Here is a 13005-nt window from a genome sequence, read left to right as displayed (position 1 = left end):
CGGCGAGCCCCGCTTCGCGGTCCGGCAGCCCGCCGCCCCCGGCCGACTCGCCGGGCGGCCTGCGCTCCAGTCGGCCGGTCGCGGCGAGGGCCCCGACGACGGCGCCGATACGGGTCATGTGCCCGCGCATCACTTCGGCCGCCTCGGTGAGCCGGGCCGTGAGCGGCTGGTCCAGATCGATCGCCTCGAGGTGGGCGACGGCGTCGTCGGGGCGCGTGGCCTCGGCAACGCAGGCGGCGAGCAGGGTGTCCTTGTCGGGGAAGACACGGAAGATCGTGCCCTCCCCGATGCCCGCGGCCCGTGCGATCTTCGCGGTGGTCACGGCGGCGCCGTATTCGACGACCAGGGGAAGCGCCGCGGCGACGATCATCTTGCGGCGCTGATCGGGGTCCATGGCGGGCGCGCGGCGCCGGGGTGGCGTGGGAGAAGTATCGGTCATGTCTCGAAGAGTACGGAGTGAGTGCTCACTCCGTCAATGAGTGAGCACTCACTCCGCTTCCCCTGTGCACCTCAGAACGCGTTCACTCCAGTGAGTTCTGGACAGATCCCACAGGCGCGAGGCGGCGTGGGGGTCGGTGGCCCAGGGCTTCACCCCGCCGATGAGCATGTCGTCGGTGGCGGCCGCCTCGGCGATGTCGCAGTCCTGGCAGTACACACCCCCGTGGCCGTCGAGCAGCGGCGAGGTCGCGGCCCAGACGGCCGTCGCCGCACCCTGCCGCGGCGTCTTGAAGCCGTCGGCGGGCTGGCCGTCCGGCGTCACCCAGCCCAGCCCGGACCACTCCTCGCGCGGGATGTGGCGCTGGAGCGGGGTGAGGATGCTGCCGGGGTGCACGGCGAAGGCGTGCAGGCCGGTGTCGGCGCCGAGGCGGTCGAGGTGCAGGGCGAACAGGGCGTTGGCGGTCTTGGACTGGGCGTAGGCGAGCCAGCGGTCGTAGCCGGTGCGGAAGTGCGGGTCCTGCCAGCGGATGTCGCTCAGGAAGTGGCCGGACGACGCCACCGCCACCACGCGGGCGCCGGGGGCGAGAGCGGGGCGGAGGCGGCCCACGAGCGCGAAGTGCCCGAGGTGATTGATGGCGAAGTGGGCCTCCCAGCCCGGGCCGACGCGGGTTTCCGGACACGCCATCACACCGGCGCCGTTGATGACGATGTCGAGCGTGCGGCCGGTGTCGAGGAAGCGGTCGGAGAAGGCGCGCACGCTCTCCAGGTCGCCCAGGTCGAGCGCGCCGACCTCCACCCCGGGTGTGCCCGCCAGGGCTTCCCCCGCAGTATCGGGCCGCCGCGCCGGGACGATGACGCGCGCCCCGGCGCGGGCCAGGGCGCGGGTGGTCTCCAGTCCGAGCCCGGAGTATCCGCCGGTGACCAGGGCCGTGGCGCCGGTCAGGTCGACCCCGGCGAGAACGTCGTCGGCGGTGCTGTGGGCGCCGAATCCGGAGGGGAGCTTCCGCTGTTTCGTGATCATGCGGAGGACGCTAAAACCTAGACCGCGCGCTAGGTCAAGGTACGGTTCCCCGATGAGCGGTTCCCCGATGAACGACGACGGCCTGAGCATCGGCAAGGTCTCCGAGGCGACCGGGATGAGCGTGCACGCGCTGCGGTTCTTCGAGCGCGAGGGGCTGTTCCTGCGGGAGATCCCCCGTACCGGCGGCGGGCAGCGCGTCTACGCACAGGCGGACGTGGACTGGCTCGCGCTGTGCGACCGGCTGCGCGCCTCCGGCATGCCGATCGCGACGATCCGCAGGTTCGCCGAACTGGTCCGCCACGGTCCGGGCAATGAGCCCCACCGGCTCGCACTGCTCCGTGAGCACGAGGAGAACGTACGGGCCAGGATCGACGAACTCGGCGCCTGCCTGGAGGTCATCCACGCCAAGGTGAGCGTCTACGAACGCCACGTCCGCGAAGGGACCGCCGCCGGGGTGTGGTCCCCGATGCCGTCCGACGACTGACGCGGCGACTCGGGCTTGCCATAGGCGGCCACCATGATGTTCATGGCCACCTCGTTCATGTCCTGCCCTTTGGCGTCCGTGGAGTTGACGCTGTAGACGAGGGTGCGGGAGCCGTTACGAGTGGAGGCGATGGCCGTGTTGTAGCCCCAGCGGCCGCCGGTCTTCCCCCACACTTCGCGGCCGCCCAGCTTCTGCATCGAGAGGCCGACGGAGTAGGCGGCCGGGGCACCGCTCTTGAAGTCCTTCACCTTCGGCAGCGTGAACATCTCCCGCAGCAGCGGGCCGCGCACCACCCGGCCCCGGAACAGGGCCTTCGTGAACCGCTCCAGGTCCGCCGTGGTCGAGATGATGTCCCCGGCCGCCCAGCCGTCCGTCGCTCCCCACACCGAAACGTCGCGCAGGCCGGTGGTGCCGTCGTCCAGCCTCATCGTCTGGTAGCCGTGGTTGTGCGGGCCGACGATGCGCGGATCCGCCCCGGGTGAGTACGTGTCGCGCAGCCCGAGCGGGGTCAGGATCCGGCGGGCCACCTGGTGCTCGTACGAGTCGCCCGTGACACGTTCGATCAGCAGACCGGCGATCGTGTAGCCGATGTTCAGGTAGTGCTGCTTCGTGCCCGGCGCGAACTCGCGCTTCTTCGCCGTCGCCGAGCGGACCATGTCCTTCGGGTCATAGATCCGGAAGCGGTCCGCGTACACCTCCTCGACCGTGTCCCCGGGGAAGTCGGGGGCCGGGATGCCATGCGTGTGGTTGAGCAGCTCCCGGACGGTGACCTTCTTGTACGACGCGGGGATCAGCTCCGGCAGGTAGGAGCGGGCGCTGCGGTTCAGGTCCAGTCTGCCCTCGGCGACCAGTTGCAGGGCGACGGCCGCCGTGAAGACCTTGGTCACGGAACCGGCGCGGAAGCGGGCGGCCGGATCGGCGGGCCGGTTGGTCCTCAGGTCGTGCACGCCCGAACTGCCGCGCCAGACCCCCTCGGTGCCGCCGACCCTGACCAGCGCGGCCGTCGCGTCCGACAGCGTCGCGATGGCGGCCTCCAGGGCGGGGACCGTGGGGTCCGCGGGCCGCGCCGAGACCGCGGAGGGCGGGGCGGACGCGACGGCCGGGAGGGCCGCCGGTCCGACGGCGGTGCCGACGACGAGCGCGGCGGCCAGCAGCGTGCGGGTGGTGCTCTGCATGGTCAACTCCATGGGTGGGTGCCGTGGTTCTCGATGGCTCCATCCTGCTGACCGGCGGCCCGATCGCGGATCGCCCGCACCGGCGGGATCCGCCGGGTCACTTCCTCGCCGACGCGGGGGAGGTTCCGGTCCCGGACGCTCCCCCGGGCGGCGGATCTCCGGCCGTGACCAGGCCCGTTTCGTACGCGCAGATCACCGCCTGGATCCGGTCCCGCAGACCCAGCTTGGCGAGGACATTGCCGACATGCGTCTTCACCGTGTGGTCACTGACGACCAGCTCCGCCGCGATCTCGGCGTTCGACAGGCCCCGCGCGAGCAGCAGCAGCGTCTCCCGCTCCCGCCCGGTCAGCGCGTCCAGGCGGGGATCGGGCCGCCGTGACCGGGCGGCCGGGCGGGTGTACTGCTCGACCAGGCGGCGGGCCACGGACGGCGCGAGCAGCGAGTCGCCCCGCGCCACCACCCGTACCGCGTGCACCAGATCGTCCCGGCGCACGTCCTTCAGCAGGAAGCCGCTCGCGCCCGCGTGCAGCGCGTCGTACACGTACTCGTCCGAGTCGAAGGTCGTCAGCATCACCGTCCGGCAGGCGCCGTCCGCGCTGATCTCGCGGCAGGCCGCGATGCCGTCCATGCCCGGCATCCGGATGTCGAGCAGCACCACATCGGGCGTGTGCCGCCGTACCGCCTCGACCGCCTCGGCCCCGTCGCCCGCCTCCGCGACCACCTCGATGTCCGGCTGGGCGTCCAGGATCATCGAGAAGCCGCTGCGCACCAGCTCCTGGTCATCGGCCACCACCACCCGGATGCTCACCGCGCCACCTCCGCCTGTGCGACCTCCGCCGCCTCCGCCGTGGACGGTACGGGGATGCGCACCCGCACCTCGAAGCCCCGGCCGTCCGGGCCCGGCCCGGTGACCGCCGTACCGCCGTGGGCCGCCGCCCGCTCGCGGACCCCGACGAGGCCGTGGCCGACGCCGGGACCGGACCGGGGGCCGCGTCCGTCGTCCGTCACCCGGATGTCCACCTCCCGCTCCGTGTAGGTGAGGTGTACCGAGACGGTGCGGGCGTCCGCGTGCCTGACCGTGTTCGTCAGGGCCTCCTGGACGATACGGAAGACCGTCGCCCCGGTCGCGTCCGTCAGCGGTCGCACGGGCCCCGCCGTTCCGTAGACGACATCGAGGCCGCTGGTCCGCACCCGGTCGAGGAGCTCGGGCAGACCGGCCAGGCCCGGTTGCGGTGCGCGCGGGGCGCCGCCCGGCTCGCCGTCCTCGCGCAGCACGCCCAGCATGCGCCGCAGCTGCGCCATGGCATCGCGGCCCGTCTCGGAGATGGCGTCGAAGGCGGCCTCCGCCCGCTCCGGAGCCGTACGCACCGCCACCGGACCCGCCTCGGCCTGCACGATCATCAGGCTCACCGCGTGGGAGAGGATGTCGTGCATCTCCCGTGCGATCCGGGCCCGTTCCCGCGCGGCGGCCTGTTCGGCCTCGACCCGGTGGGCCCGCTGCCGGGCTGCGGTCAGCCGCCCGAGGACATAGGCCGCCGCGAACACGAAGAAGGAGAAGGTGAGTTCACGTGCCGTCCGGGTGTTGAGCCAGACCGACAACGGCACGGTGACCAGCGCCAGGCCCCCGGTGACCAGCCGCTTCCACGGCGGTGAGAGAACGGCGATCGTGTAGACGATGACGAGCCCGGTGTACGGCAGCGGTTGCCCGGGCCCTTCCAGCGCCAGCTTGTACAGCGCGCTGGTCGCCAGGATCGCGAACAGGACGGCGAGGGGAGCCCGTCGACGCCAGACCAGGGGGATCACGGTGAGCGTGGTCAGCCCGTAGGCGGGCCAGGTCGCCGGTGCGCCCCCGTCCGGGCGCGGCACCACGAACGGCATCGTCATCGCCGCCTGGATCAGGAGCGCGACCCCGATGTCGACGGCCGGCGGATGGGCCGCCGCCAACGCCCGGCCGCGCGCCCACCATCCCCGTAAGTGCTCCGGTATGTCGATCACCTCGAAGTGCCCTTTCGCGGTTTCGGCGGCGAGCGATGCTGACGCGTCAGATTACCCGCGGGAGGTTGCGCGGCGGGGAGGGCAAACGATCTACGCTTCATCGGGCGCCACCCGCCCCCTCGTCGAACGGCAGGAGCCACCAGCGTGATCACCGAAATCGCCCAGATCGAGATCCTCCCCGGCCAGGAGGAGGACTTCGAGCAGGCCGTCGCCGAGGCACGGCCCCTCTTCCTCGCGGCCGACGGCTGCCACGGCATCGACCTGCGCCGCAGCGTCGAGCACCCCACGCGCTACCGGCTCATCGTCCAGTGGGAAACGCTGGAGCACCACACCGTCACCTTCCGCGGCTCCGAGGGCTTCACCCGGTGGCGCGCCCTCGCCGGGCCGCACTTCGCCGCTCCGCCGCAGGTCGAGCACGTGTACTCCGTCCTCGCCCCCTGACGCCGACGGCCGGGATCGCGCAGGGGGCCCTACGGCACGCGTACGGTCCCCCGCACCACCCGCACCCGGTCCGCGGCCGCCGGATCGGCCGCGATCGGGGGCACGTTGGCCTGCGTCAGCTCGGGGGCGTGCCCCGGCTCACCGCCCCTGGGTACCGTCCGCACCACCTGGCTGGGCGGCAGTGCGCCGCCCGGCCCCCGCAACCGCTGCCACATCACATCCAGCGCCTGCTGGTAGTAGTACCCGAGCGGTACGTACCGGGTGTCCAGGCCCGGCGTCTGCGCGTCGCTGTGGTGGGCGTGGGCGACCTCGACGTAGCTGACCGTGGAATTCCCCTGCTGGGCCCGTCCGTTGAGGCCCAGGTACGGCCGTGAGCTGTGGTTCACGGGCACCCTCGTGTCGTCCCGGCCGTGCACGATGAGCGCCGGTTTGCCGTGCAGGTCGCCGCTGCGGCGCGTGGCGTCCAGCCCGGCGGCCAGCCGCGCCGCCCACGTCCGTTCGGCACCCGCCGAACCGCGTTGCGGATAGGCGAGCCGGTACACACAGCGCTCGCCGCGCAGGTTGTACTCGTGACGGCCGTCCGCGCCACGGGACTTGCTGTCGGCGACGGGCCCGCCGGGTGCGTTCTCGTCGATCAGCACCCCCGGGACGGGCGCCCGTCCGGGGCTGGTGCCGAAGGCGGCGGCCAGTTCGGAGCGGCGGTAGGGCACCGGGGTGCCGGAGTCGTCGGTCCGCGCCCATCCGTAGCCGCACAGCGCGTCGTCCACCGAGGCCCGGGCGTAGCTCATCGCGTACGAGGCGGGGGTCTGCGGATCGTAGTGCGAGAGCTGCAAGTACCCGGACTGCGGCTGGAATCCGGCGCGTACGAGGGCCCGCGCCGCGAGCCGCGGCAGACCGCCCTCCCCCGCCCGCTCCGCGTCGCGGCGCGTGATGAGCCGGGGGTCGTCGCCGACCAGCGCCGCGCACCGGCGGCGCGCGGCGGGGACGTCCAGGGTGGCGTAGCCCGGCGCGGACGGCTCGGTGAGCGCGGCGCACGGCTGGAGCAGCGAGGCCAGGGAGTTGTACCGGATCAGCGGCAGCCCCGCGGCGGGGACGGGGCGCCCGCCCTGGCGCACCCGGATGCCGTTCAGCGGGGCGAGGTTCATCTGCGGTTCGGAGGCGACGACGGCGTCGACGAGCCCCGTACGGTCGTCCTCGCCCGCGGCGACGGCCGCGCCGCCGCCGTTGGAGACGCCGGTGGCCAGGACCGTGGTGGTGGCGGCGGTGTAGCCGCCGTGGGGCGCGCCGCCGCGCCGGTCGCGGTTCAGCACGGCGAGCGCGAGCCGCACCGAGCGCAGCACGTCGCGCCCCCAGGTGGCCTGCGGGTCGGTCCGGGAGTGCGCCATCTTGTACGCCACGCGATACGGGCGCGCCGCGTCGAATCGGGCCCGCGCGGCGTCGGTCAGCCCGGCGTCGAAGGCGCTGCGGTCGCCGAGCCCCGTACGCGGTCCGGTCGTACCGTCGTAGGCCATGACCGTGCCGGAGTGCAGATCGTCGAAGGCCGGGCCCATGCCCTTGTCGGTGTAGGCCACGGCGCACCGGCGGTGCAGTCCCCAGGCCCCGGCCGTGCCGACCATGCTGTAGACGCCGCCGAGTCCGGTCGCGGGCGCGGCCACCACGCAGGGCCGGGCGCGGTCGAAGGTGTCCGGCACCTGGACGACGAAGCTCACGCTGTCCGCGCCGCGCCCCACCACCGCCCGGTACTCGGTGCCCGCGATCCGGCCGTCGCCCGGCAACGGGCGCCCCCGGTCGACGTTGGCCCCGTACAGCCGCCCGAGTCCGCCGCCGGACCCGGCCGCCATTCCGGCGGACGCCCAGATGGCCTGGCGGCGCAGTTCGGCGGCGGTGGGCCGATCGGGGTCGGCGGGGACGGGCAGCGGGCCGCGCAGTCCGTCGAAGCCGAGCCCGGCGGTGAGCAGATCGTCGCCCTCGCCGTCGTAGTGGACGGAGGTGAGGTGGTGGAACCCGGGAGGCGGCGGTGCCTCCGCCGCCGCGGCGGCGGGTGTGAGGGACGCCGCGGTCAGGGCGACGGTCAGCAGACTCGCGGACGTACGGCGTACGGATGGCATCGCGGGGCTCCTCCTCGGGGCGGCACGGCGTCACGGACGGCGCGTCGGCACGGCGGCACGGCGGCACGGCGGCACGGCGGTACGAACGGTGCTTCGGCACGGCGGTACGGCGGCGTTACGAACGGCGCGCGGGGTCACAGCGGCACGGCGCCCGTCACCATGGCGACCGCGGTCATCACCAGCGTCGTGCCGAACGCCCAGCCGAAGATGAACCGCTGGTGCTCGCCGAGCTGCACACCGCTCATGCCGAGCAGGATGAACGTCGCGGCGGTGAGCGGGGAGAGCGGGAAGCCGGTGGTCATCTGGCCGAGGACGGCGGCGCGGGCGACCTCGGCGGGGTCGGTGCCGAAGGAGTCGGCGGTTCCGGCGAGCACGGGCAGGATGCCGAAGTAGTAGGCGTCGGGGGTGAAGACGAGGCTGAGCGGCATGCTGGTGACGGCGACCAGCGCGGGCAGATGCCCGCCGAGGCTGTCGGGGATGACCTCGACGATCGCGTGGGCCATCTTCCCGATCATGCCGGTGCCGGTGAGGATGCCGGTGAACACACCGGCGGCGAAGATCATGGTGGTGACGAGGACGACGCTGTTGCCGTGCTTCTCCAGCAGGGCCTGCTGGTCCTCCCAGCGCGGGTAGTTGACGAGCAGCGCGATGGCGAAGGCGAGCACGAACAGCACCGGCAGCGGCATGACCTCCAGCACCAGACCGGTCAGCAGGGCCAGGGTGAGCAGCAGGTTGAAGACGGTGAGCGCGGTGCCGGCCCGCCGGGCCACCAGCGGCGTACCGGGGCCGTCGCCGACGGCCGCCGCCGGGGCCGGTTCGGGCTCGGCCGTGACCGCACCACCGAGGCGGGTGCGCTCCCGGCGGCCGATGGCGTACGACGCGAGCAGCACCCAGGCGATGCCCGCTGCGAAGGCGGGCAGCAGCGGGGTGATGATGTCCGAGGTTTCGAGCTTGAGGGTGGCGGCGGCCCGCGCGGTCGGGCCGCCCCACGGGATCATGTTCATCACGCCCGCGCCGAGGGCGACGACCCCGGCGAGCACGAGCCGGCTCATGCCGAGCCGCCGGTAGACGGGCAGCAGGGCGGAGATGGAGATGAGGAAGGTCGAGGCGCCGTCGCCGTCGAGCCCGACGCACATGGTGAGGACGGCCGTGCCGACCGTGACGCGCAGCGGGTCGTTCTTCGCGATGCGCAGGATGGCGCGGATCAGCGGCTCGAAGAGCCCCGCGTCGATCATCAGGCTGAAGTAGAGCACCGCGAAGGCGATCATGATGCCGGTGGGGGCGACCTGGGACAGCCCGTCGAGCGCCATCGGGCCGAGGTCGTCCCCGTAACCGCCGATGACCGCGGTGACCACCGGCGTCAGCACGAGGGCGACGAGCACCGAGACCCGTTTGAACATGGTGAGCAGCAGGAAGCCGCCGATCGTACAGAATCCCAGGGCTGCCAGCATGGCCGCTCGCTTCCTCGTCCGGTCAGGTGTTGCCGAAGAGTGTCGGAGCGGCGAAAGATCCGCGTCCAGCATCGAACACAGATCTATCCATGCGTTCTGCGCAACAGTTCCCCCGGGCGGCGGTCGCGCATACGCTCGCCGACCATGGACGTCACCCTGCGCCAACTCACGGCGTACACCGCGGTCGCCCGCGCGGTCAGCTTCACCGCGGCGGCCGCCGAACTGCACGTGTCCCAGTCCTCCTTGAGCCGCGCGGTCGCCGATCTGGAACGCACGCTCGGCATGCGGCTGCTGGAGCGCGACACCCGCAACGTCGAACTCACCCCGGCCGGGGCGGAGGCGCTGCGCATCGCCGACCAGATCCTCGCCGCGCACCGGGCGGGCCTCGCGCAGCTGGGCCGCTATGTGGCGGGCGAGCGCGGCGCCGTGTCGCTGGCCACCCTCCCCTCGGTGGCGGCCGTCCTCCTGCCCCCGGTCATCTCCGCCTTCCGCGCCCGGCGCCCCGAGATGACCGTACGGCTCCTGGACGGACTGGAACGCTCGGTGCTCCAGCGGGTCGTGGACGGCGACGCCGACTTCGCCGTGAGCACGGTCCCCCGCCACCAGGCGACCGGCGGCATCCGGCTGCGCCCCCTGGTGCGCGACCGCTTCCACGCGGTCCTCCCCGAACACCATCCGCTCGCCGAGCGGGACGAGGTCACCTGGGAGCAGCTCGGCCGCGAACCGTTCCTCGCGGTCGGTACGGACTCCAGCGTCCGCCGCATGACGGACGCCGCCTTCGCCCGGGCGGGCCGGGACGCCGCCCCGGCGGCCGAGGCGTCGAGCGTGGCCACGGTGGGCGGTCTGGTGGCGGCGGGCCTCGGCGTCTCCGCCCTCCCCGCGCTGGTCCACCCCCTGATGCCGCCGGGCCCCCTGGTCCGCCGCCCGCTGGTCGCGCCGGTGCTGGAACGCCGCCTGTACGTGGTCCTCCCGGCACACCGGGCGCTCCCGCCGGGCGCGGGGCGCTTCCTGGAGGAGCTGGAGGCGTTCCGGGCGGCGGGCCACCGGCTCCCGGAGGGCGTGGCGTGGGAGGAGACGGACGCGGGCTGACCGGGCCGCGTTCACCTTGGCCTTCCTTTGCGATATCCGCATGAATTGATGTTCGTTCAATGCTGGACCCGCATATCCCCCACCCCGCAGCCTGAACCGCATGGAGGACCACACCAGCACACGGCAGGGACAGCTCGCGGGGCTCAAGGTGGTGGAGTTCGCCCACGTCGTGGCGGGCCCGCTCGCCGGGGGCATGCTCGCCGACCAGGGCGCCGACGTCGTACACGTCGAGCCGCCCGGTGACGGGGACGCCGCCCGGGCCATGGGGCCCCGCCGGGACGGGGTCCCGCTCTGGTTCAAGGTCGCGGGCCGCAACAAGCGTTCCGTGACGCTCGACCTGCACCACGAGTCGGGCCGGGAAGTCGCCCGCGAACTGGTCGCCTGGGCCGATGTGGTCATCGTGACGCTGCGTGCCGGGCGGCTGCGCGCCTGGGGGCTGGACTGGGAGGCCGTCCACGCCCTCAACCCCCGGGCCATCCTGCTCCAGATCTCCGGCTTCGGCGCCACCTCCTCCCGCGCGGACGCCCCCGGCTTCGGCAAGATGGGCGAGGCCCGCAGCGGGGTCGTCCACCTCACCGGTTTCCCGGACGGCCCGCCCGTGCACACCGGCTTCTCGCACGGCGACGCCGTCACCGGCCTGATGGGCGCGTTCGCGGTGCTCGCCGCGCTGCACCGCCGCAACACCGACCCGGACTTCGACGGCGAGTGGATCGACCTGGCCCTCTTCGAACCCCTCTACCGCCTCGTGGAGTGGCAGATCATCGCCTACGACCAGCTCGGTACGGCCCCCGAGCGGGCGGGCAACCAGCTCGCGGTCGCGCCCGCCGCCGTCATCAACACCTACCGCAGCGGCGACGGCGACTGGCTCACCGTCACCTCCGCCACCACCCGCTCGGTGCGCAACGTCGTACGGCTCCTCGGCCTGCCCGACGCCGAATTCACCACCGTCGAGCAGCAGCACGCGGGCCGCGACCGGCTCGACGCGGCGCTGCGCGAGTGGATCGCCGGGCGCCCCTCGGCCGTCTGCCTGGAGGAGTTCGAACGCGCCGAGGTGGTGGCCTCCCGCGTCTTCACCGCCGCCGACATCGCGGCCGACCCCGTCTACGCCGAGCGCGAGGACATCATCACCGTCGACGACCCCGACCTCGGCCCGGTCCGGATGCAGGCGGTCATCCCGCACTTCCGCCGAACTCCCGGCGCGGTGTGGCGCACCGGCCCGGCGCTCGGCGAGGACAACGCCCTGGTCTACGGGGAGTGGCTCGGCATCGGCGACAAGCGGCTGGCGCGGCTGGAGGACGACGATGTCATCTGAACCGGGCCGCGTCCCGCTGCGCTCCCTGCTCTTCGTCCCGGGCAGCAGAACCGACTGGCTGGCCAAGGCCGAGGCTGCGGGCGCCGACGCCGCGATCCTCGACCTGGAGGACGCGGTCCCCGACGACGGCAAAGCGGCGGCGCTCGACGCCGTGACCCGCGCCGTGGACCGGGCGACGTCGCGCATGCGGCTGTTCATCCGTATCAACGCGCTCGACCGCGCGGCGGGCTGGCAGGCCGCCGACGAACTGCGCGCCGTGGCCCGCCCCGGCCTCTACGGCATCGTGCTGCCCAAGGTCGCCCACGCCGACGACGTACGCGCCGCCGACCGGATGCTCGCGTGGTGCGAGCGCCACCACGGGCTGCCCGACGGCCACTTCGCGCTCGTACCCCTGCTGGAGACGGCGCGCGGGCTGCGCGAAGCGTACGCCATCGGCCGCGCCGCCGACCGCGTCGCCCACCTGGGCGCGCTCACCGGCCCCGGCGGGGACGTGGAACGCGCCGTGGGCTACCGCTGGAGCCCGGACGGCGACGAGACGCGCGACCTGCGCGCCCGGGTCCTGCTCGACGCCCGCGCCGCGGACTGCCCCCACCCGGTGGCCGGGCTCTGGACCGACATCGCGGACCTCGAGGGACTGCGCCGCTTCGCCGGGCAGAACCGCGCCCTGGGGTACGAGGGGATGGCAGTGATCCACCCGTCCCATGTGCCGGTCGTCAACGCGGCGTTCTCCCCCGGCCCGGACGAACTGGCCCGGTGCGCGCGGCTGATCGCGGCGGTGGAGGAGGCCCAGGCGCGGGGGGCCGGGGCCGTGCGGTTCGAGGGGCGGATGGTGGACGAGGCGATGGCGGCCACGGCGCGCCACACGCTCGCCCAGCAGGGTGGCCGGTGAGGTACCTCGGCCGTCTTCCGGATGCTGCCACGCCGGTGGGCCTGCCCGACGTACCGGTCCACGCGTACGCGGCCGTCGCCACGCTGCCGTGGCCTGCGCTACGACGGACACCGCAGCCCTCCCGAGGCGGGCACCGACGTGGCGTACTCCCGGCAGGGCCGAACGGGGGGGCACCCCGGCCCCCTCAATCCAGCACCGTCAGGTCGAGCCGGGCCAGCCGGTCGGGGTCGGCGAGGATGTCGATCGCGGCGATCTTCCCGTCCGTGACCGTGAAGCCCAGCACCGAGGCGGGCCTGCCCCCGCGGGTCCCGACCACCCCGACGGCTCCGTTGACCAGCACCGGCCGGGGGACGGCATCCTCGCCGCCGGAGCGGGCGAAGGTGAGCGCCTGGTTCGCCACGCTCTCCGCGCCGCGCACCTCGCGGTACCCGAGCGGGGCGGCGGCGCCCTGGTCGGCGCGCAGCACGACGTCCGGGGCGAGGAGGGCGATGAGCCCGTCGAAGTCGCCGTCGCGGGCGGCGGCGAGGAAGGCGTCGACCACCGCGCGCTGCCGGGCCAGGTCCGGGTCGGGGACGGGCGCCGCGCCCCGGACCCGGCGGCGG

General features: G+C 73.7%; 12 protein-coding genes and 1 pseudogene. 5 read left to right on the top strand and 8 right to left on the bottom strand.

Features of this window, described 5'->3' with window-relative positions; genetic code table 11:
• The coding region (locus tag EEJ42_RS40665) for a TetR/AcrR family transcriptional regulator (protein WP_148082197.1) at nucleotides 1-439 on the bottom strand (439 nt) is incomplete at its 3' end.
• Nucleotides 440-510: 71 nt separating this feature from the next.
• Nucleotides 511-1459: pseudogene (locus EEJ42_RS40660) on the bottom strand (SDR family NAD(P)-dependent oxidoreductase).
• A gap of 52 nt (nucleotides 1460-1511) precedes the next feature.
• Here EEJ42_RS40660 and EEJ42_RS40655 point away from each other — a divergent pair.
• A complete protein-coding gene (locus EEJ42_RS40655; RefSeq protein ID WP_221179480.1) occupies nucleotides 1512-1943 on the top strand; it encodes a MerR family transcriptional regulator in 432 nt (143 codons plus the stop codon).
• Here the strand turns inward: EEJ42_RS40655 and EEJ42_RS40650 are convergent.
• The 3 genes from EEJ42_RS40650 to EEJ42_RS40640 all read right to left on the bottom strand — a co-directional run bounded on the left by EEJ42_RS40650 (nucleotide 1877) and on the right by EEJ42_RS40640 (nucleotide 5110).
• On the bottom strand, nucleotides 1877-3118 hold the full coding sequence (locus EEJ42_RS40650) for a serine hydrolase domain-containing protein (RefSeq protein WP_246097675.1): 1242 nt from the start codon (nucleotides 3116-3118) through the stop codon (nucleotides 1877-1879). The genes EEJ42_RS40655 and EEJ42_RS40650 overlap by 67 nt on opposite strands.
• Nucleotides 3119-3215: 97 nt before the next feature.
• Complete coding sequence (locus EEJ42_RS40645) at nucleotides 3216-3926, bottom strand: response regulator (RefSeq protein WP_123107167.1); 711 nt, start codon at nucleotides 3924-3926, stop codon at nucleotides 3216-3218.
• Nucleotides 3923-5110, bottom strand: coding sequence for a sensor histidine kinase (locus EEJ42_RS40640; protein ID WP_123107169.1), 1188 nt, complete (start codon nucleotides 5108-5110; stop codon nucleotides 3923-3925). Before EEJ42_RS40640 ends, EEJ42_RS40645 begins: the two co-directional genes overlap by 4 nt.
• Before the next feature lie 147 nt (nucleotides 5111-5257).
• On the opposite strand from EEJ42_RS40640, the gene EEJ42_RS40635 reads away from it, so the two are divergent.
• Nucleotides 5258-5554 carry an antibiotic biosynthesis monooxygenase family protein gene (locus EEJ42_RS40635; RefSeq protein ID WP_123107166.1) on the top strand — a complete coding sequence of 99 codons (297 nt, stop codon included), beginning with the start codon at nucleotides 5258-5260 and terminating at the stop codon, nucleotides 5552-5554.
• 29 nt (nucleotides 5555-5583) lie between these two features.
• Here the strand turns inward: EEJ42_RS40635 and EEJ42_RS40630 are convergent, their stop codons facing one another.
• Nucleotides 5584-7662 carry a 3-hydroxybutyrate oligomer hydrolase family protein gene (locus EEJ42_RS40630; protein ID WP_123107165.1) on the bottom strand — a complete coding sequence of 693 codons (2079 nt, stop codon included), beginning with the start codon at nucleotides 7660-7662 and terminating at the stop codon, nucleotides 5584-5586.
• A 134-nt stretch (nucleotides 7663-7796) separates the two neighbouring features.
• Nucleotides 7797-9113, bottom strand: coding sequence for a CitMHS family transporter (locus EEJ42_RS40625; RefSeq protein WP_184503506.1), 1317 nt, complete (start codon nucleotides 9111-9113; stop codon nucleotides 7797-7799).
• Nucleotides 9114-9257: 144 nt separating this feature from the next.
• Here EEJ42_RS40625 and EEJ42_RS40620 point away from each other — a divergent pair, with 144 nt between their 5' ends.
• From EEJ42_RS40620 to EEJ42_RS40610, 3 genes are all read left to right on the top strand, one after another.
• Nucleotides 9258-10202 (top strand): LysR family transcriptional regulator, encoded by a 945-nt coding sequence (locus EEJ42_RS40620; protein WP_123107163.1) that lies wholly within the window; start codon nucleotides 9258-9260, stop codon nucleotides 10200-10202.
• Between the two features lie 100 nt (nucleotides 10203-10302).
• Nucleotides 10303-11514 carry a CaiB/BaiF CoA transferase family protein gene (locus tag EEJ42_RS40615; RefSeq protein ID WP_123107162.1) on the top strand — a complete coding sequence of 404 codons (1212 nt, stop codon included), beginning with the start codon at nucleotides 10303-10305 and terminating at the stop codon, nucleotides 11512-11514.
• Entirely contained in the window at nucleotides 11504-12403 is a 900-nt protein-coding gene (locus EEJ42_RS40610) for an HpcH/HpaI aldolase/citrate lyase family protein (RefSeq protein WP_123107161.1), read from the top strand. Before EEJ42_RS40615 ends, EEJ42_RS40610 begins: the two co-directional genes overlap by 11 nt.
• Nucleotides 12404-12587: 184 nt before the next feature.
• Here the strand turns inward: EEJ42_RS40610 and EEJ42_RS40605 are convergent.
• Nucleotides 12588-13005 (bottom strand): sigma-70 family RNA polymerase sigma factor family protein (locus EEJ42_RS40605; protein WP_184503505.1); only part of this gene is annotated, 418 nt, incomplete at its 5' end.

The sequence above is a fragment of the Streptomyces botrytidirepellens genome (assembly GCF_003721215.1).
Taxonomy (GTDB): domain Bacteria; phylum Actinomycetota; class Actinomycetes; order Streptomycetales; family Streptomycetaceae; genus Streptomyces; species Streptomyces himastatinicus.
This window is presented reverse-complemented; position numbering and strand designations above follow the sequence as displayed.